General features: G+C 55.1%; 16 protein-coding genes. 7 read left to right on the top strand and 9 right to left on the bottom strand.

Features of this window, described 5'->3' with window-relative positions:
- Positions 1-16 precede the first annotated feature (16 nt).
- Entirely contained in the window at positions 17-475 is a 459-nt protein-coding gene (gene mgsA / locus SPG90_RS03335) for a methylglyoxal synthase (RefSeq protein ID WP_023311034.1), read from the top strand.
- Between the two features lie 58 nt (positions 476-533).
- On the opposite strand, the gene helD is transcribed toward mgsA, so the two are convergent.
- Positions 534-2,588, bottom strand: a complete 2,055-nt coding sequence (gene helD / locus SPG90_RS03330; protein ID WP_126302788.1) for a DNA helicase IV — start codon at positions 2,586-2,588, stop codon at positions 534-536.
- Positions 2,589-2,711: 123 nt separating this feature from the next.
- On the opposite strand from helD, the gene SPG90_RS03325 reads away from it, so the two are divergent.
- Entirely contained in the window at positions 2,712-3,158 is a 447-nt protein-coding gene (locus SPG90_RS03325) for a YccF domain-containing protein (RefSeq protein ID WP_023311032.1), read from the top strand.
- 19 nt (positions 3,159-3,177) lie between these two features.
- Entirely contained in the window at positions 3,178-5,340 is a 2,163-nt protein-coding gene (gene yccS / locus SPG90_RS03320; protein WP_322407928.1) for a YccS family putative transporter, read from the top strand.
- Here the strand turns inward: yccS and SPG90_RS03315 are convergent.
- Positions 5,297-5,923, bottom strand: coding sequence for a TfoX/Sxy family DNA transformation protein (locus SPG90_RS03315; RefSeq protein ID WP_023311030.1), 627 nt, complete (start codon positions 5,921-5,923; stop codon positions 5,297-5,299). The two genes, yccS and SPG90_RS03315, sit on opposite strands and share 44 nt — an antisense overlap.
- A 217-nt stretch (positions 5,924-6,140) precedes the next feature.
- Here SPG90_RS03315 and sulA point away from each other — a divergent pair, with 217 nt between their 5' ends.
- Together sulA and ompA are read left to right on the top strand one after the other, a co-directional pair.
- Positions 6,141-6,650 (top strand): SOS-induced cell division inhibitor SulA, encoded by a 510-nt coding sequence (sulA, locus tag SPG90_RS03310; protein ID WP_032668147.1) that lies wholly within the window; start codon positions 6,141-6,143, stop codon positions 6,648-6,650.
- Between the two features lie 354 nt (positions 6,651-7,004).
- Positions 7,005-8,060, top strand: a complete 1,056-nt coding sequence (ompA, locus tag SPG90_RS03305) for a porin OmpA (protein WP_023311028.1) — start codon at positions 7,005-7,007, stop codon at positions 8,058-8,060.
- Positions 8,061-8,123: 63 nt separating this feature from the next.
- On the opposite strand, the gene matP is transcribed toward ompA, so the two are convergent.
- Complete coding sequence (matP, locus tag SPG90_RS03300) at positions 8,124-8,576, bottom strand: macrodomain Ter protein MatP (protein ID WP_008499929.1); 453 nt, start codon at positions 8,574-8,576, stop codon at positions 8,124-8,126.
- 186 nt (positions 8,577-8,762) lie between these two features.
- Between matP and SPG90_RS03295 the strand changes: the two genes are divergently transcribed.
- Together SPG90_RS03295 and fabA are read left to right on the top strand one after the other, a co-directional pair.
- Entirely contained in the window at positions 8,763-10,523 is a 1,761-nt protein-coding gene (locus SPG90_RS03295; protein ID WP_045354505.1) for an AAA family ATPase, read from the top strand.
- A gap of 68 nt (positions 10,524-10,591) precedes the next feature.
- Entirely contained in the window at positions 10,592-11,110 is a 519-nt protein-coding gene (gene fabA / locus SPG90_RS03290; RefSeq protein ID WP_008499931.1) for a 3-hydroxyacyl-[acyl-carrier-protein] dehydratase FabA, read from the top strand.
- A gap of 71 nt (positions 11,111-11,181) precedes the next feature.
- Here the strand turns inward: fabA and rmf are convergent, their stop codons facing one another.
- The 6 genes from rmf to rlmKL all read right to left on the bottom strand — a co-directional run bounded on the left by rmf (position 11,182) and on the right by rlmKL (position 19,108).
- Positions 11,182-11,349 (bottom strand): ribosome modulation factor, encoded by a 168-nt coding sequence (gene rmf / locus SPG90_RS03285; protein WP_013097261.1) that lies wholly within the window; start codon positions 11,347-11,349, stop codon positions 11,182-11,184.
- A gap of 255 nt (positions 11,350-11,604) precedes the next feature.
- The gene (pqiC, locus tag SPG90_RS03280; protein ID WP_045354504.1) at positions 11,605-12,171 is read right to left on the bottom strand and encodes a membrane integrity-associated transporter subunit PqiC; all 567 of its coding nucleotides are present in this window, start codon (positions 12,169-12,171) and stop codon (positions 11,605-11,607) included.
- On the bottom strand, positions 12,168-13,808 hold the full coding sequence (pqiB, locus tag SPG90_RS03275) for an intermembrane transport protein PqiB (protein ID WP_023311025.1): 1,641 nt from the start codon (positions 13,806-13,808) through the stop codon (positions 12,168-12,170). The genes pqiC and pqiB overlap by 4 nt, the downstream gene beginning before the upstream one ends.
- A 4-nt stretch (positions 13,809-13,812) precedes the next feature.
- Complete coding sequence (pqiA, locus tag SPG90_RS03270; RefSeq protein ID WP_023311024.1) at positions 13,813-15,066, bottom strand: membrane integrity-associated transporter subunit PqiA; 1,254 nt, start codon at positions 15,064-15,066, stop codon at positions 13,813-13,815.
- A 13-nt stretch (positions 15,067-15,079) separates the two neighbouring features.
- On the bottom strand, positions 15,080-16,987 hold the full coding sequence (locus tag SPG90_RS03265) for an ABC transporter ATP-binding protein (protein WP_063408016.1): 1,908 nt from the start codon (positions 16,985-16,987) through the stop codon (positions 15,080-15,082).
- 12 nt (positions 16,988-16,999) lie between these two features.
- The gene (rlmKL, locus tag SPG90_RS03260; RefSeq protein WP_126302789.1) at positions 17,000-19,108 is read right to left on the bottom strand and encodes a bifunctional 23S rRNA (guanine(2069)-N(7))-methyltransferase RlmK/23S rRNA (guanine(2445)-N(2))-methyltransferase RlmL; all 2,109 of its coding nucleotides are present in this window, start codon (positions 19,106-19,108) and stop codon (positions 17,000-17,002) included.
- Positions 19,109-19,153: the final 45 nt, after the last annotated feature.

Genomic DNA, 19,153 nt, shown 5'->3' with positions numbered 1-19,153 from the left:
CCTGATGGATATGATTATGGAATTGACAACACGCACGCTGCCTGAGCGCAAACACATTGCTCTTGTGGCGCACGATCACTGTAAACAAATGCTGCTTAACTGGGTTCGCCGCCATCAGTCTTCGCTGGAAAAGCACGCCCTGTCGGCGACCGGCACCACCGGTAACCTGATCCAGCGCGAAACGGGTCTGCAGGTGAATGCCATGCTGAGCGGTCCGATGGGCGGCGATCAGCAGGTCGGCGCGCAGATTTCCGAAGGGAAAATTGATGTGCTGATCTTCTTCTGGGACCCGCTGAACGCGGTTCCGCACGATCCGGATGTTAAAGCGCTGCTGCGCCTGGCGACGGTGTGGAATATTCCGGTGGCGACGAACCTGTCGACGGCGGATTTCATCATCGAATCACCGCAGTTTAACTCGCCGGTTGATATCCTTATTCCGGACTATCAGCGTTATCTTTCCGATAGACTGAAGTAGCTTTTTTGCCGGGTAGCGGCTACGCCTTACCCGGCCTGGAAAATCTTGCCTGACATCGTTATGGCTTACGCGCTACCGGCACATCAATACTCTTCAGGATATCGACAAACACGGATGGCTCCTCTTTATTGAACAGCAGCCACACGCGATGCCGCGCGCGGGTGATGGCCACATACAGCAAACGCCGCTCTTCGGCATCCGGGAAATCTTCCGGCACCGGCAGCAGGGCCTCTTCCATCACCGACTCGCGGGCCGGAGCCGGGAAACCGTCGCTCCCCTCTTTCAGCCCCACCACAATCACATAGTCAGCCTGCTGCCCTTTGCTGGCGTGAATGGTCATAAATTCAAGCTGCAGTTTCGGCCAGCGGGTGGCGGCTTTTTCCAGCGCCGCGGGCTTAAGGTGATGGTAGCGCGCCAGTACCAGAATACGTTCATCGGGCTTCGCGTAGCCGCTGAGCTTGTCCAGCAGCGGCTCCAGCTGGTCATCCGCCAGCAGGGTGACCGCTTTTTTATCCCCTGGGCGCAGGCTATTGAGCGGCTTGGCCAGCTGATGCGGGTTTTGCTGGATAAAGCGGTTGGCGATCTCACCAATGCGTGAATTGAAGCGGTAAGTGGTGTCCAGATCGCTACGATCCCCTTCGCCAAAATAGTGGTGGAACGCGGTCGTCAGGGAGAGCTGCGCCCCGCTGAAGCGATAGATGGCCTGCCAGTCGTCACCCACCGCAAACAGCGACGTATGTTTATTTTGCGCCCTTAGCGCCGAGAGCAGTGCAGCACGCTGCGGAGAGATGTCCTGGAACTCATCCACCAGAATGTGTTTCCACGGGCTGACAAAACGTCCCTTTTCAAGAATGATGATGGCCTGATGGATTAAACCCGAGAAATCGACGGCATTTTCCTCTTTCAGCGCGGTTTTCCAGGCTTTCAGCAGCGGAGCCATCAGCTTGACCCGTTTCGAAAACAGATCGCGGATCGCCTCCGGCGCGCTTTCAATCATCTCTGCCTGCGTTCCACCGTGCATTCGCATCAGGCTGACCCAGCGGTCAAGTCGCGAACCCAGACGACGCGCCAGTTTGTCATCCTGCCAGAAGCTGCCCTCTGGCACCTCCCAGCCGAGCTCCTCCTCCAGCCACTGACGCCACCCTTTCGCCTGCGCTTTTTTCTCACTGCACTGCTGGCGCCACGTTTTGATGAACAGCGCCTGACGCGCCTGCGCGTCGTTTTCCAGCTTACTGATGGAAGGCACTTTTTTACTGCCCTGCTGAATAATATGCAGCGCAAGGGCATGGAAGGTTCTGGCCGTGATATCCCGGGTGTGCAGGCGCTCCTGGATACGTTCGTCCATCTCCTGGGCAGCCTTGCGGCCAAAGGCCAGAAGCAGTATTTGATCGGCTACCGCTTCTCCGGTCGTCAGCAGCCAGCCGGCACGCGCCACCAGCACCGACGTTTTACCGCTACCGGCCCCCGCCAGCACCAGCAGCGACTGCTCGCCGTTGACCACCGCGCGCGCCTGGGCCGGATTGAGCGGTGAAGATTCCACCGTACTGAAAAAGTCGGCGTATTGGGTGAGCATGGCGTCCGTCCAGGCCTGATTATGAGCGAGACGGCTTTTATCCTTATCGTTCAGCCAGGCCTGACACTGGCGCCAGGCGTCGCGACAGTTGTCAAACTCGTCGAGACGCGTCACGGAGAGCGGCAGCGCCGAGAGTGCCTGTCGGATCTTTTGCTGCAGCCCGGCGGTCTGCTGACGGGTCAGCCACGCGTGTTGCGCGTTGCTCTGCGCGATATCGTCCAGCACCTGCTGGAGCACCTGGGCGGCAATTACGCTCATATCCTGGCTCCACTGCTGCCACAGCGCGTTCAGGTGATGATGGAAACGCTGGGTTTCCGCCCACTCGGTGCCGTGAAGACGCACGACTTTATCGTCAGGCAGAACGAACTCCAGCTCGCCCCACACCAGCCCGCGTTTACAGTGGATAGCCAGAAGCTGGTTAAACGGAATAAGGTATTCGTGGCGTTCCCCGGAGACTTTCACCCCGGCATTAAGGAGAACCACCCTGTCGTAAGGGTGTTGCGCCAGGCGTTTGCCTAACGAGGTTGCTTTCAGTTCCATGTTCCGCCAAATCCACGAAGAGATAATTTACCTGACAGTTTAACTGCCAGTTTTAAGGTGCTCCAGCCTAAAAAAACGTTACAATCATTGGGCGTTAATTTTATCGAAAGGAAGTGAGGGTTTATGCGTACCGTTCTGAATGTGTTGAATTTTGTGCTGGGCGGTTTTGCCACCACCCTTTCCTGGCTTTTTGCCACGCTGGTGAGCATCGTCCTGATTTTCACGCTTCCCCTGACCCGTTCCTGCTGGGAAATCACTAAACTCTCCTTAATCCCCTACGGGAATGAAGCCATCCACGTTGACGAGCTGAATCCGGAGAGCAAAAACGCCCTGATGAATACGGGCGGAACCCTGCTGAACATTCTGTGGCTGATTTTCTTCGGCTGGTGGCTGTGCATCATGCATATTTTTGCCGGTATTGCACAGTGCATCACGATTATTGGCATTCCGGTGGGGATCGCGAACTTTAAGATCGCCGCCATCGCCCTTTGGCCCGTCGGTCGCAGGGTTGTTCCGGTAGAAGTGGCCCAGGCGGCGCGTGAAGCAAACGCGCGTCGTCGTTTTCAGTAAATAAGGACCGGCCGCGTTTATGCTAAGCCCACTGCTTCGCCGTTATACCTGGAACAGCACCTGGCTATACAACGTCAGGATATTTATCGCGCTTTGCGGCACGGCAGCCCTGCCCTGGTGGCTGAATGATGTCAAACTCACCATTCCGCTCACGCTGGGGGTGGTGGCCGGGGCGCTGGCGGACCTGGACGATCGTCTGGCCGGGCGTTTACGTAACCTGGTCATTACGCTCGTCTGCTTTTTCATTGCTTCAGCGTCCGTTGAGCTGCTTTTCCCGTGGCCCTGGCTGTTTGCCCTGGGCCTTACGCTCTCAACCAGCGGGTTTATTTTGCTGGGCGGCCTCGGGCAACGCTATGCCACCATCGCGTTTGGTGCATTGCTGATCGCCATCTACACCATGCTGGGCGTTTCCCTGTATGACCAGTGGTACCAGCAGCCGGTTCTCCTGATGCTGGGCGCCATCTGGTATAATCTACTGACGCTAACCGGTCATCTGATCTTCCCGGTTCGCCCGCTGCAGGATAACCTTGCCCGCAGCTTTGAGCAGTTAGCCCACTATCTGGAACTGAAATCCCGGCTGTTCGACCCGGATATCGAGGAAGAAAGCCAGGCTCCGCTCTACGATCTGGCTCTGGCAAACGGCCAGCTGGTCGCCACCCTTAACCAGACAAAAGCCTCTCTGCTTACCCGTCTGCGCGGCGATCGCGGCCAGCGCGGAACCCGAAGGACCTTACACTACTATTTTGCCGCCCAGGATATTCATGAACGCGCCAGCTCCTCGCACGTTCAGTATGCTGCCCTGCGCGAGAAGTTCCGCTACAGCGACGTGATGTTCCGCTTCCAGCGCCTGCTGTCCATGCAGTCCCAGGCGTGTCAGCAGCTCTCGCGGTCTATTCTGCTGCGCACGCCCTATCAGCATGACCCCCGCTTTGAACGCGTATTCAGCCATCTTGATGCGGCGCTCGACCGCGTTCAGGCCAGCGGAACGTCACAGGAGCACATCAAAGCGCTGGGCTTTCTGCTTAACAACCTGCGGGCGATTGATGCTCAGCTGGCAACCATTGAGTCCGAACAGGCGATGGCGCTGCCGGGCAGTGAGGTGGAAAATCAGCTTGCTGATGACAGCGTGCACAGCGTTAGCGATATGTGGCTGCGGCTGAGCCGCAACTTTACGCCTGAGTCGGCACTCTTTCGCCACGCGGTAAGAATGTCGCTTGTGCTGTGCGTGGGGTATGCCTTAATCCAGATAACCGGGCTGCACCACGGCTACTGGATCCTGCTGACCAGCCTGTTCGTCTGCCAGCCGAACTATAACGCCACCCGACACCGTCTTGCGCTGCGTATTATCGGCACGCTGGTCGGCGTCGCGATTGGCCTTCCGGTGCTCTATTTCGTGCCCTCCGTTGAAGGTCAACTGATCCTGATTGTGATCACCGGCGTGCTGTTCTTCGCGTTTCGCAACGTGCAGTACGCCCACGCCACCATGTTCATTACGCTGCTGGTGCTGCTCTGCTTTAACCTGCTGGGTGAAGGGTTTGAAGTTGCCCTGCCCCGCGTGATCGATACCCTGATTGGCTGTGCGATTGCCTGGGCCGCGGTCAGCTTTATCTGGCCGGACTGGCGTTTCCGCAATTTGCCGCGCGTAGTGGACAGGGCGATGAACGCCAACTGTCGATACCTTGACGCAATCCTGGAGCAGTACCACCAGGGGCGTGATAACCGCCTGGCTTATCGGATAGCCCGTCGCGACGCGCATAACAGTGACGCAGAACTGGCCTCCGTTGTCTCTAACATGTCAACGGAGCCTCGGGCCACGGCGGAGATCCGTGAGACTGCGTTCCGCCTGCTCTGCCTGAACCATACGTTCACCAGCTATATTTCGACGCTCGGTGCCCACCGTGAGAAACTCACCAACCCGGGCATTCTCAACCTGCTCGATGATGCCGTCTGTTATGTCGATGACGCACTTCATCACCGACCGGCCGATGAGCCGCGCGTTCAACAGGCGCTGGATGAACTGGCTCAACGCATTGCGCATCTTGACCCTGGAAACGACAGCAAAGCGCCGCTGGTACTTCAGCAGATAGGCCTGCTTATCGCTCTGCTGCCTGAAATTTGCCGGCTGCAACAGCAAATCGCTACCTGGAGGAGTGATTCTCCTGTGGCTCAGGCAGCGCATTAAACCACTCCGTTAGCTCCCGGCGAATGCCTGCCGGGAGTGCCGCCTCATGCAGCCCCTCGATAGCCCCTTCCAGCGCGAAGAGAACTTTAATACTGAGCGCTTTGTTTTTTGCCCGCATCTTTAGCCAGCTCGCTCTTGCACCCAGCGCCCGCAGCGTTTCCTCATTGGTGATGCCAGCTTCAAAGAGCAAGACTTCAAGCTGAAAGGTCAGGTTTGGCAGATCCTTAAGTCGGTTTCGTTGATGGCGCTGATAGCGTTCTTTTCTTGCCGCACTGAGCGCAAACGAGGAGAGCTGAAGCAACCGCTCCCTGTCCTGCCATAATCCATCATCCACACGATAATAGTTGAGCAGCACCGGGCGGCCTCGCTTCATCAACGTTAAAAAAGAGGAGGCATTTTTTACACAGTATTTCGCACTCTCCTCACAGGCGCGAAGATAAAGCTCTCCGTCTGACACCATGGCAAAAACCGCATCATCCACCGCCAGGGTATAGCCTCCAAACAGCGCGCGATGATGAATCTCGCCCAACGGGGAGAGGTATTCCTGGGATTTATAAATCCGTTCATAAGATATCTTTTTCATGATATTTCCCTTCAAAATCATAAAGTAACAACGAAATTTCCTACTAGCGGATCCGTTAGCAGGAAAATAGGCAACTTATCGCCGATGAGCAAGATGATTTTTCGAGGGACATCAACATTGAATGAATTTTGCGAGTCGCTTTCCGAAAATGAGGTTGATCTTTATGCATACAGGGGTTACTGTATATCCATACAGTAACTACAGGGCTGGAATGAATATGCACACTTCAGGCTATGCAAATCGCTCAACCTCTCTCTCTTCTACCGCAGGCAATGTCGCGCAGAATTCCGTCGAGCGTGTTTCCACGGGGCTTATCAGTGAAGTGGTTTATCGTGAAGACCAGCCCCTGTTGACGCAACTTCTGTTGTTGCCGTTATTACAACAGCTTGGTCAGCAATCGCGCTGGCAGCTTTGGCTCACGCCTCAGCAAAAACTGAGCCGTGAGTGGGTTCAGTCCGCAGGCCTTCCGCTTACCAAGGTCATGCAAATTAATCAGCTCCCGCCGTGCGATACCGTAGAATCGATGATCCGCGCCTTACGCACCGGAAATTACAGCGTGGTGATTGGATGGTTACCGGAAGAACTGACGGAAGAGGAGCATTACCGTCTGACTGAAGCAGCCGAAGAAGGGAATGCGATCGGGTTCATTATGCGTCCGGTTCGATCGGATTCTTACCGCAGAGGACAACTTTCTGGGCTAAAAATTCACTCAAATTTGTATCATTGAGTGAAATTAAGATTTTTCCTGGAATTTTTTTTGACCTCAAGATGGCATTAAAGTTCCCGGTCACAAAATTGCGGCAAGGCTTGTCTGGTGCGGTTCTCCTTAATTTTATTGCACAAAATTCGTTCGAAAAATGTTAAATAATCGGTATACGGAACTTTTTTTTTCATATGCCTGACGGACTTCACACTTGTAAGTTTTCAGCTACGTTGTAGACTTTACATCGCCAGGGGTGCTCGGCCTAAGCCGAAGATATCGGTAGATTTATATTTGACCACGCCCCCCGGTGAAGGATTTAACCGTGATTCTCTCCTGAGACTTTCATGGCGAATTTTGGATGATAACGAGGCGCAAAAAATGAAAAAGACAGCTATCGCGATTGCAGTGGCACTGGCTGGCTTCGCTACCGTAGCGCAGGCCGCTCCGAAAGATAATACCTGGTATGCAGGTGGTAAACTGGGCTGGTCTCAGTTCCATGACACCGGCTGGTACAACAGCAGCCTGAACAATGATGGCCCAACTCACGAGAGCCAGCTTGGTGCAGGTGCGTTCGGTGGCTATCAGGTTAACCCGTATGTTGGTTTTGAAATGGGTTACGACTGGTTAGGTCGTATGCCATACAAAGGCGACACCATCAACGGCGCTTTCAAAGCACAGGGCGTTCAGCTGACCGCTAAACTGGGCTACCCAATCACTGACGATCTGGACGTGTACACCCGTCTGGGCGGCATGGTATGGCGCGCAGATTCCAGCAACAACATCTCTGGTGACAACCATGACACCGGTGTTTCCCCAGTATTCGCTGGTGGCGTTGAGTGGGCTATGACCCGTGACATCGCTACCCGTCTGGAATACCAGTGGGTTAACAACATCGGCGACGGCAACACCGTTGGTGTTCGTCCAGACAACGGCATGCTGAGCGTAGGTGTTTCCTACCGTTTCGGCCAGCAGGAAGAAGCAGCACCAGTTGTTGCTCCAGCGCCGGCTCCAGCTCCAGAAGTACAGACCAAGCACTTCACTCTGAAGTCTGACGTTCTGTTCAACTTCAACAAAGCGACTCTGAAACCAGAAGGCCAGCAGGCACTGGATCAGCTGTACACCCAGCTGAGCAACCTGGATCCTAAAGACGGTTCCGTAGTGGTTCTGGGCTTCACCGACCGTATCGGTTCTGACGCTTACAACCAGAAACTGTCTGAGAAACGTGCTCAGTCTGTTGTTGATTACCTGATCTCTAAAGGTATCCCAGCTAACAAGATCTCCCCACGTGGTATGGGCGAATCTAACCCAGTTACTGGCAACACCTGTGACAACGTGAAAGCTCGCGCTGCACTGATCGACTGCCTGGCTCCAGATCGTCGCGTAGAGATCGAAGTTAAAGGCATCAAAGACGTTGTAACTCAGCCAGCGGCATAAGTTATCGTCTTATAAAAAAACCCCGCAACGCGGGGTTTTTTATTGCCTGAGTAAAAGAAAAATCTATTTTTTACCCAACAGCGCCTGAAGGTCGTTCTTCAGCGTCGACATCTGGTTGGCGTACTTCTCTTTATGTTCGGCATCCTCAATCAGCTGCACGATGGTTTCCGAAAGCGTTTTGCCCCGTCGTTGTGCCAGCCCAGCCAGGCGTTGCCAGACAACGAACTCCAGATCGATTGATTTTTTGCGAGTGTGCTGATGCTCAGCATTAAAATGCCGTTTGCGTCGCGCGCGAATAGTTTGCTTCATCCGGTTTAATAACGCAGGATTGATGTGTTTCTCAATCCAACCGTTAACCTGTACCGGTTCATTTTCGAGGGTCAGCAAAATATCCACGGCTTCTTGCGCAGCGCTGGCTTCGATGTAGCAGGTGATCAGCTCCCCTTCACGGTGCTTTTTGACCAGGTACTTCCATTTCCAGCCGCTTTCGAGATTTTCCAGTTGTTGATATTTCATTGCGATCTCAGTGTTACCACGTAACTCTGTTCAGAATATCAGTTTTTTAGCAATCTGCTGAAAAGAAATCATATCCTGTGAGTGAATGCAGCCAATCGCCCTGTCGAAATCCCCGATCCTGCTTGGGTACAGCCCCCCGCTTACGGTATACTCCACGCTTTTACATCTGACTAAAAAACATCGACTTTGACCATTACGAAACTTGCATGGCGTGACCTTGTTCCCGATACCGAAAGTTACCAGGAACTGTTTGCACAGCCCGAACTCGCAAAAGAACACGAATTCATCCTTAGCGATACGCAGCCTCGTTTGCATTATGCGCTGGAGCAGGTGTTAAGCCCATGGGCAACAGCGCCCTTCATGCTGCTCAAAGCCCCGGAAGAAGCGGAATACCTGACGCTGCTCGGAGATGCCGTGCGCCAGCTGAAGCCGGAAGCGAACGCAGTTTTTGGCGGCCAGTATCGTATTGCGGGACATGATGTCACTTTCGAACCGGCGGCGCAGGCCGATGGCCTTTTTGCCGCTAAGGGCGAAGTGATTACCGCTAACTGGGTCGAGGCGGAACAACTCTTTGGTTGTCTGCGCCAGTTTAATGGCGAACTTTCGCTGCAGCCGGGGCTGGTACATCGCGCAAATGGCGGTGTTCTCATCATCTCACTGCGTACCCTGCTCTCGCAGCCGCTGCTGTGGATGCGTCTGAAAACTATCGTGCACCAGCAGCGTTTCGACTGGGTCGGCTACGATGAGTCTCGTCCTTTGCCTGTCTCTGTTCCGTCTATGCCGCTGTCGCTGACCGTCGTGCTGACGGGCGACCGTGAATCGCTGGCGGACTTCCAGGAAATGGAGCCAGAACTCGCTGAGCAGGCGGTGTATAGCGAATACGAAGACAACACCCAGATTGCTGACGCCGACGATATGGCGCAGTGGTGCCAGTGGGTGATGGCCGTTGCTGAACGTTTTGCGCTGCCAACCCCTGCGGCTGACGCGTGGCCGGGCTTAATCCGCGAAGCGGTACGCTACACCGGTGACCAGGAAACGCTGCCGCTTTGCCCGCTCTGGATCGGCAAACAGTTGCGTGAAGTGGGTGTGATCAGCGGTAACGGGGCGTTCACCGGCGAACAGCTCACTCAGATGCTGGCTCAGCGTGAGTGGCGAGAAGGCTATCTTGCCGACCGTATGCAGGATGAAATTCTGCTGGAACAAATTCTGGTGGAAACCGAAGGCGAACGCGTCGGGCAGATCAACGCCCTGTCGGTGATTGAATTTCCCGGTCATCCGCGCGCATTCGGGGAACCGTCCCGTATCAGCTGCGTTGTGCACATTGGCGATGGCGAGTTCACCGATATCGAACGGAAAGCCGAGCTGGGCGGCAACATTCACGCGAAAGGCATGATGATCATGCAGGCGTTTTTGATGTCAGAGCTGCAGCTTGAGCAACAGATCCCCTTCTCCGCCTCGCTGACGTTTGAGCAGTCCTACAGCGAAGTGGATGGCGATAGCGCCTCTATGGCCGAGCTGTGCGCCTTAATCAGCGCCCTGGCGGAAGTGCCCATCAATCAGAACATCGCGATCACCGGTTCGGTGGATCAGTTCGGTCGTGCACAGCCAGTGGGAGGCCTCAACGAAAAAATTGAAGGCTTCTTCTCTATCTGTCAGCAGCGCGGTTTAAACGGCAAACAGGGTGTGATTATTCCTGCTCCCAACGCACGCCATTTGAGCCTCAGTCAGGATATTCTGGATGCGGTTGAGCAAGAGCAATTCGCCATCTGGGCCATCGAAGGGATTGAGGATGCTCTACCCTTACTGACAAATCTGGTTTGGGATGGCGAAGGGCAAACCACCCTGATGCAGACTATCCAGGAGCGCATAGCTCAGGCGACACAGCAGGATGCTCGTCATCGTTATCCATGGCCGTTACGCTGGCTGGGCTGGTTTAGTTCGAACTGATCGGACTTGTTCAGCGTACACGTGTTAGCTATCCTGCGTCCTTCACTAAAATAAGGCTTACTGAGAACATGGTAGATAAACGCGAATCCTATACAAAAGAAGATCTTCTTGCCTCTGGTCGCGGTGAACTGTTTGGCGCTAAAGGCCCACAGTTACCGGCCCCGAACATGCTGATGATGGACCGTGTCGTGAAAATGACCGAAACCGGCGGCAACTTCGATAAGGGTTACGTAGAAGCAGAACTCGATATCAACCCGGACCTGTGGTTCTTCGGTTGCCACTTTATTGGCGATCCGGTAATGCCTGGCTGTCTGGGCCTGGATGCCATGTGGCAGCTGGTTGGCTTCTATCTGGGCTGGCTGGGCGGCGAAGGTAAAGGCCGCGCGCTGGGCGTGGGCGAAGTAAAATTCACTGGCCAGGTTCTGCCTACGGCGAAGAAAGTGACCTATCGCATTCACTTCAAGCGCATCGTTAACCGCCGCCTGATTATGGGCCTGGCAGATGGCGAAGTGCTGGTCGACGGTCGTCTGATCTATAGCGCAAGCGACCTGAAAGTTGGCCTGTTCCAGGATACTTCAGCTTTCTGATCGTGCTTTTGGCACCCCCAGAAAGGCGAAACCTCCGCATTGCGGAGGTTTCTTTTTTGAAAGAGACGTTATCAGGCTATGAGTGCCCTGTCGCCGATGGCTTCTCGCCAGCCTCCAAGCCATTGTGACCTTTGATTTATCGTCTGATAAGGACACATTTCTTTAGAACGTCCAGCGATGCCGGCCTGATAACCACGTTGATGAGCCCGTTCCAGGCGATCTCGTTTCTGTCTCTTCATGCCTCGTTTCCCTCATTCTTTTGTCTGGTGGAAAGAAAACAGTGTCTGCACTAAATGCACAGGCACAGATAACGAATACCCCGAATTAGTCGCATCGTCAATGTTCAAAATTCATACGGGTGTCATATTTGTGAGCTAGCTGGAAGTTCATTTGTACAAAAATTGTGACGTGGCACAAGTAACAAACTGAACTGAAAACGAAAAAAAACCGCAATCAGCGAGAGGCCAACTGCGGTTTTTAATGATGAATTTTACTTATGGCAGCCGGGAAATTTCTCTCGCGATGCTGGCCGACTCCTGTGCCCAACCCTGAGCCAGGACTTTCACCATTTCGTCATAGCCATCTTTCTGCTGCTTCAGCTCCAGATGGAAAGGACGCTTAATCAGCTGCCCCTGATGGTTCAGCAACCACTCCCCGCTAATCACCACCGCACCGTCATAACGGCCGTGGAAGCCCGTTACAGTGACGTTAAGCGTATCCTGGTCGTTACCCAGCGGCTGCGACGCGACAACCCAGCCCGGAAGCTGACTGCCCAGATTGGCCACCAGCGTGTTGCGCAGTTGCTGATCCAGCGGGCTGGCCCACAGATTGTTCGTCGCAATCACGTATTTAACGTCGCTGGTCTGATAGACCACGCCGTTTCCTGCCAGATAATCCGGCACGGCAACCTGCTCAACCCACAGCTGGCGGCTTCCCTGGCTGGTCGTGCTTTGCCCACCGCTGTGGGTAGCCACAGGCAGCTGATAGTAGCTTTTATTATCTACCCCTGAGCTGCACGCCGTTAACAGCAGAGCACCAACCATCAATAGCCACTTTTTCATTCTTTTGCCCTCTTCGGCTCAGGATCCTTTTTATCTTTCGCTTCGAACACCAGCGCGTTGCTCTTCTCGTTGAGCGTTTTCAGCACCGGCTGCAGTTCACGTAAGACCTGATCAAGACGCTGCATATCTGCCACCATCTTGTTGTAGGCCGCTGAACCCGGCTGGAAGCCCTGCATACTGCGGTTCAGCTCACGCAGCGTTTTCTGCATATCCTGCGGCAGCTGCTGCATGCTCTGGCTCGCCGTGATCTTGTTGATGTTATCCAGCGTGGTTTGCAGACGACGCATCGTTGCCTGGCTTTCGCTCAGTGAGTTCGTCGCCGCTTCAATCATCGGATTCAGCGGCAGATTGTTGATCTTATCCAGCGTCTCCATCAGGCGCTGTTGGATCTGAGCCAGACCGCTGCTCACCGTTGGGATGATCTTGTAGCCACCGAATTCACGAATACCGGTAATCGGCGGTGCTTTCGGGTAGAAGTCCATATCCACATACAGCGCGCCCGTCACCAGGTTACCCGTTTTCAGCGACCCGCGCAGACCACGGTTCATCAGTTCGTTAATATGCGCCGCGATATCCTGGTTCTCGCCAATCTGGTTCAGCAGACGCTCCGGCTCGATACGGATCAGCACCGGAATACGATAATCATCGTCCAGCATCTGGCTCAGGCCCGGGACAAAGAACGGAACTTGTCCAACCGTACCAAGACGAATACCGCGAAACTCAACGGGCGCGCCCGGCTGCAGACCGCGGACGGAGTCTTTAAAGAACATCAGGAAGTCGATGTGATCGGTATAAAGCGCGTCCTGAATGCTTCGTTGATCGTCAAAGAGTCTGAACGCCGTTTTCTCGGCAACCGGCTGCCCGAGATCCTGCCCTTCCGGAACATCAAAGCTCACCCCGCCGCCAAACAGCGTGGTTAATGATCCCATTTCTACGCGCATCCCCGCCGACGTAAGATCGACCGCGATCCCGCTGTCCTTCCAGAAACGAACGTTGCTGGTCACCAGACGATCGTTTGGCGCATTGATGAAAAGCTGATAGCTAATGGTACGCTTTTGCGCATCGAAGGTGCTGGTTTCAACGGAACCGACGCGGTAGCCGCGGAACAGTACCGGGTCACCCGCCGTGAGCTGACCCGCTTTTTTGCTGTCGAGGATCACGCGGATACCCTTGGCATCAGGCGGCGCAAGCGGCGGTGAATCCAGAAGCTGGTATTTTCCCGGCTGGCTACCCTTCGTGCCGGGCTGCAGTTCAATATAGGCTCCGGAGAGCAGCGTCCCTAAACCGCTGATCCCTTCACGTCCCACCTGCGGTTTAACGACCCAGAAAACGGAATCGCCATGCAGCAGTTTTTCCATGCCGGCATTAAGGCGCGCCTTAATTTCCACATGGGTTAAATCGTCGGTCAGGGTTGCGCTTTCGACCACGCCCACGTCCACGCTACGGCTTTTGATGGTCGTTTTACCGCCCTCAATCCCCTCGGCATTGGTGGTTATCAGCGTGACTTCCGGTCCCTGATGGCTGTAATGATAAAACAGGATCCATGCACCGATCAGCGCGGTCACGATGGGAAAAATCCACACCGGCGACCAGTTTTTGACCTTCTGCACTTTCGCCTCTCCACTCTTATTTTCCATGCTCTTACTCTTCCTCATGGCTTGATTCAGGCTCACGATCCCACGATAAACGAGGGTCGAAGGTCATGGCCGCAAACATGGTCATAATCACGACCAGTGCAAACATTAAAGCCCCCATCGCGGGATAAATACTCATCAAACCGCCCATCCGCACCAGTGCAGAGAGAACGGCGATGACAAACACGTCAATCATTGACCAGCGTCCGACAAACTCGACCACTTCATAAATCAGGTGCATGCGTTCGCTGTCGCGTTTTCCATGCCCCTTCGCATCCCAGCAGAGCCAGGCGATGGCGATCATTTTTAAGGTTGGCACCATAATACTGGCGATAAAGATCACGCCGGCGACAGGATAGGAACCTTCTCCCCACAGCAGGATCACCCCGGCCAGGATCGTCGAGGGCATTTTGTCGCCGAGCAAATCGGTGATCATGATCGGTAGAATATTGGCAGGCAGATACAGCATGATGGAGGTGACCAGCAGCGCCATCGTCCACTGCAGGCTATTTTTACGGCGTACGTGACCTTTCGTTTCGCAGCGCGGACAAACGTCGAGATCGGCGGGCAGCACGGCGGTGCAGCATGGGCAGGAACGCAGCCCCTGACGAATTCCGGGCACGCCGACTTTTACCGTCTGCGCAAGCGTCGGTGCCGGGGCGATATCATCCCACGCCCAGCGCCTGTCCACGCACTGGAAGGCGCGCAGCTGCAGGACACAGTACAGGCACCACGGAATAAAGCTGCTGCCGATCCCCACATCACCGTACGCCATGAGCTTCACGAAACTGACCAGAATGCCCGCCAGAAAGATTTCGGCCATACCCCAGCTTTTGAGCTGAAATAGGATACGCGCGAGCCGGATTTTCAGTGATGAGGGCATCCTGACGCGGTTGACCAGCAAAAGGATAACGACCAGGCAAAAAGCCGGGACTATCTGGACAAACAGGAGAAAAAAGGTGCCGAGGCTGGCGTAATCTTCCGAGAACATCACGCCCGGGATTTCAAGCAGATCCACCTGGCTGGTTATCCCTCCCACCTTCATATAAATGAAGGGGAAGAGATTGGAGAGCAGCAGCATGAACAATGCTGCCAGAGCGTAAGCAGTGGGACGCTGCCGCGGCGCGTCCCACTCGGTTGTCAACGTTGCGCCGCAACGTGGACACAGGGCTTTATGTCCGTGACCAAGCTCTGGCAACGCCACGAGCATATCGCATTGCGAGCATAAAATATGCCTGTCGGCATGGTGCTGGTCACACATATGTTATCCCTGTTTATGCGCCGTTTTTCAGAGACTCAAGGTACTCCCAGCGCTCAAATGCTTCTTCCAGGGCTTTTTCAGCCGCGGACAGTTCAGCCAGTACTTTCTGAGTATAGTCGTGCGGCTGCGTAAAGAATGACGCATCAGCGACCTGCATCTGCAACGTTTCCAGAGCTGCCTCCAGCTCTTCAAGACGCTGAGGCAGCCCCTCGAGTTCGCGCTGCAGGTTATAACTCATTTTAGCAGGAGATTTTTTAACAGTTTCTGCTTTTGTTACAGCAGGTTCCGGTACATTTCTGGATTTAGCCTGTTTCTGCGCCAGAGACTGCGATTGCTGCCCTTTTGCATCGTGATAACCGCCTACGTATTGTCCAATTCGCCCTTCACCTTCGAAGATCCAGCACTCGGTTACGGTGTTATCCACGAACTGACGATCGTGGCTGACCAGCATTACGGTCCCCTGATAACCGTCAATCAGTTCTTCGAGTAATTCCAGCGTTTCGACATCAAGGTCGTTCGTTGGTTCATCGAGAATCAACAGGTTACTTGGTTTCAGGAACAGACGCGCCAGCAGCAGACGATTACGCTCTCCGCCAGATAACGCACGCACAGGGGTCATCGCGCGTTTCGGATGGAACAGGAAGTCCTGCAGATAGCCCAGCACGTGGCGCGGCTTGCCGTTTACCATTACCTCTTGCTTGCCTTCGGCGAGGTTATCCATTACCGTGCGGTCCGGATCAAGCTCCGCGCGGTGCTGGTCGAAGTAGGCCACTTCCAGCTTAGTCCCACAGTGAATACGGCCGCTGTCGGCCTGCAGCTGGCCCAACATCAGCTTCAGCAGCGTGGTTTTACCACAGCCGTTCGGGCCGATAAGCGCAATTTTGTCACCGCGCTGAACCTGGGCGGAGAAATCTTTCACCAGCACTTTGCCATCAACCTGATAGTTGACGTTTTCCATTTCGAAGACAATCTTGCCGGAACGGGACGCTTCTTCCACCTGCATTTTGGCGCTGCCCATCACTTCACGGCGTTCGCTGCGCTCACGGCGCATTGCCTTCAGAGCGCGCACGCGGCCTTCGTTACGGGTACGGCGGGCCTTGATGCCCTGGCGGATCCACACCTCTTCCTGCGCCAGCTTGCGGTCGAACTCCGCATTCTGCAGCTCTTCCACGCGCAGGTTTTCTTCTTTCTCAAGCAGATAAGTGTCGTAATCGCCAGGATAGGTGACCAGCTTGCCGCGGTCGAGATCGACAATACGCGTTGCCATGTTGCGAATAAACGAACGGTCGTGCGAGATAAAGATGATGGTGCCGCTGAAGGTTTTCAGGAACCCTTCCAGCCAGTCAATCGCTTCGATATCCAGGTGGTTCGTCGGTTCGTCCAGCAGCAGCACCTTCGGCCCGCTGACCAGCGCGCGGCCCAGGGCCGCTTTACGCAGCCAGCCGCCGGAGAGCGCCGACAGCTCCATGTCCGCTTCCAGACCAAGCTGGGCCAGAACCTCGTTAATGCGGTTTTCAAGCTGCCACAGACCGTGATGATCGAGCATCTCCTGCACTTTCGCCAGTTCGTTGAGGTTCTTGTCGCTCGGATCGGTCATCACCAGATGCGAAATCTCGTGATAGCGCTTCAGGTATTCGGCCTGCTCAGAGATCCCTTCCGCCACGAAATCGTAAACGCTGCCGGTCACGTGACGCGGCGGGTCCTGCTGGAGGCGGGAGACGATCAGATCCTGCTCGTAAACGATGCGGCCGTCATCCAACCCCTGTTCGCGATTGAGAATTTTCATCAGCGTGGATTTACCCGCGCCGTTACGGCCCACCAGACAGACGCGCTCGTTATCTTCGATATGCAGCTCTGCATTATCGAGAAGCGGCGAGTCGCTGAAAGAGAGCCACGCGCCGTGCATACTAATTAAAGACATTTATTTTTCCTTTCAGACCGCGGTAATCAACCAGCAGTTATGAATTTGACGGTTACGGGCAAAGTCCTGAGACAGCGTTTTTTGGCTGATTTCTTGTGCTTTCAGTCCCAGGGCTGCTAAGCCGTCATGATCCATACGGAAGCCGCGTTTGTTGTTCGAGAACATAATGGTGCCGCCCTTACGCAGCAGGCGCTTCAGGTCGGTCATCAGGCGCAGGTGATCGCGTTGAACTTCAAAGCTATCCTCCATGCGCTTGGAGTTGGAGAAGGTCGGCGGATCGATAAAGATCAGGTCGAACTGCTCGTCGGTATCACGCAGCCAGCCCAGCACGTCGGCCTGCATCAGTCGGTGCTGACGTCCGGTCAGCCCGTTAAGACGCAGGTTGCGCTCCGCCCACTCCAGATAGGTACGGGACATATCCACCGTGGTGGTGCTCCGCGCGCCGCCCAGACCCGCATGCACGCTCGCGCTGCCAGTATAGGAGAACAGGTTGAGGAAATCTTTGCCCTTGCTCATCTGACCCAGCATGCGACGGGCGATACGGTGGTCGAGGAACAGGCCGGTATCCAGATAGTCGGTCAGGTTCACCCACAGGCGAGCGTTGTATTCGCCCACTTCGATGAAGTCGCCCTTCTCGCCCATCTTCTGATACTGATTTTTTCCTTTCTGACGCTCGCGGGTTTTCAGCACCAGCTTGTTTGGCGCAATGCCGAGCACGGCGATGGTGGCCGCAATCACATCCAGCATGCGCTGACGCGCTTTTTGCGCATCAATGGTTTTCGGTGGAGCATATTCCTGAATCACCACCCAGTCCGCGTAGCGGTCAACCGCCACGTTGTACTCCGGCAGATCGGCATCGTACAGGCGATAGCATTCAATGCCCTCCTGCTTCGCCCACTTCTCAAATTTCTTCAGGTTCTTGCGCAGGCGGTTGGCGTAATCTTCCGCCACGCCGGATGGCTTACTGTCCGCCGCTTTCTCCGCCAGATGGTAGTTTTTTTGCACGCAGTCCAACGGGCCGTTTTTCGCTTTAAACTGGCGATCGGCACGCAGCTGCAGGCAGCTCAGCAGCTCCGGCGAGGCGCTAAACAGCGACAGGTTCCAGCCGCCGAAGTAGTCCTTCATATTGCGCCCCAGCAGGCTGTGCAGGGCAATCAGCGCCGGTTCGCTGTCCAGACGCTCGCCGTATGGCGGGTTGCTGATCACGGTACCGTACGGACCTTTTGGCAGCGGGTTGGTCAGATTCGCCACGTCTTTCACTTCAAAGGTGAGCAGCTCGCCGATACCGGCGCGACGGGCGTTGCTGCGCGCGCGTTCGATTACGCGCGGGTCGCTGTCCGAACCGTAGAAGTGGGAGGTGTACTCCGCCAGACCTTTACGCGCGCGGGTCTGCGCGTCGTCTTTGACCTCTTTCCAGAGCGCTTCGTCGTGCTGCGCCCAGCCTTTAAAGCCCCAGTGACCGCGATGCAGGCCCGGCGCGCGGTCGGTTGCCAGCATAGCCGCTTCAATCAGCAACGTACCGGAACCACACATCGGATCGAGCAGCGGCGTGCCCGGCTGCCAGCCGGAGCGCATTACAATGGCGGCGGCCAGCGTTTCTTTAATTGGCGCCATACCGGTACGATCGCGGTAGCCGCGCAGGTGCAGGCCTGCGCCGCTCAGATCGAGAGAAATACTCGCCGTGTCACCGTTGAGCCAGACGTTAATACGCAGATCCGGATTTTCGCGATCGACGTTTGGACGTTCCTTATTTTTACGCGTGAAGCAGTCCACAATGGCGTCTTTTACGCGCAGGGCACCGTACTGGCTGTTGCGGATCTCGTCGTTCACGCCGTTGAAATGCACCGCAAAGGTGGCATTGGGCGTGAAGATCTCTGTCCAGTCGATCATCTGTACGCCGGTATAGAGGTCCAGGTCGCTATAGACCTTGCACTCCTTCATCGGCAGCATGATGCGCGACGCCAGACGGCTCCACATCAGGCTCTGGTAAATAAGCCGCGTGTCGCCCTCAAAATGGACACCACCCTGAACCACCTGGCACTCTTGCGCGCCCAGGCTTTCCAGTTCAGTTTTTAACAGCTCTTCCAGCCCACGGGCCGTACTGGCAAACAGAGAATTCATATCGTCACTTTTACTCTTAGAAAATTGTCGCGCATTATAGCTAAT

Origin of the sequence: Enterobacter sp. D2, from assembly GCF_034427575.1 — a bacterium.
In the GTDB taxonomy this organism is placed as follows: Bacteria; Pseudomonadota; Gammaproteobacteria; order Enterobacterales; family Enterobacteriaceae; genus Enterobacter; species Enterobacter cloacae_M.
This window is presented reverse-complemented; position numbering and strand designations above follow the sequence as displayed.

Bases quoted from the DNA above. Each gene is read 5' to 3' on its own strand.
- mgsA (WP_023311034.1), top strand. From the start codon at position 17: ATGGAATTGACAACACGCACGCTGCCTGAGCGCAAACACATTGCTCTT.
- helD (WP_126302788.1), bottom strand. From the start codon at position 2,588: ATGGAACTGAAAGCAACCTCGTTAGGCAAACGCCTGGCGCAACACCCT.
- SPG90_RS03325 (WP_023311032.1), top strand. From the start codon at position 2,712: ATGCGTACCGTTCTGAATGTGTTGAATTTTGTGCTGGGCGGTTTTGCC.
- yccS (WP_322407928.1), top strand. From the start codon at position 3,178: ATGCTAAGCCCACTGCTTCGCCGTTATACCTGGAACAGCACCTGGCTA.
- SPG90_RS03315 (WP_023311030.1), bottom strand. From the start codon at position 5,923: ATGAAAAAGATATCTTATGAACGGATTTATAAATCCCAGGAATACCTC.
- sulA (WP_032668147.1), top strand. From the start codon at position 6,141: ATGCACACTTCAGGCTATGCAAATCGCTCAACCTCTCTCTCTTCTACC.
- ompA (WP_023311028.1), top strand. From the start codon at position 7,005: ATGAAAAAGACAGCTATCGCGATTGCAGTGGCACTGGCTGGCTTCGCT.
- matP (WP_008499929.1), bottom strand. From the start codon at position 8,576: ATGAAATATCAACAACTGGAAAATCTCGAAAGCGGCTGGAAATGGAAG.
- fabA (WP_008499931.1), top strand. From the start codon at position 10,592: ATGGTAGATAAACGCGAATCCTATACAAAAGAAGATCTTCTTGCCTCT.
- rmf (WP_013097261.1), bottom strand. From the start codon at position 11,349: ATGAAGAGACAGAAACGAGATCGCCTGGAACGGGCTCATCAACGTGGT.
- pqiC (WP_045354504.1), bottom strand. From the start codon at position 12,171: ATGAAAAAGTGGCTATTGATGGTTGGTGCTCTGCTGTTAACGGCGTGC.
- pqiB (WP_023311025.1), bottom strand. From the start codon at position 13,808: ATGGAAAATAAGAGTGGAGAGGCGAAAGTGCAGAAGGTCAAAAACTGG.
- pqiA (WP_023311024.1), bottom strand. From the start codon at position 15,066: ATGTGTGACCAGCACCATGCCGACAGGCATATTTTATGCTCGCAATGC.
- SPG90_RS03265 (WP_063408016.1), bottom strand. From the start codon at position 16,987: ATGTCTTTAATTAGTATGCACGGCGCGTGGCTCTCTTTCAGCGACTCG.
- rlmKL (WP_126302789.1), bottom strand. From the start codon at position 19,108: ATGAATTCTCTGTTTGCCAGTACGGCCCGTGGGCTGGAAGAGCTGTTA.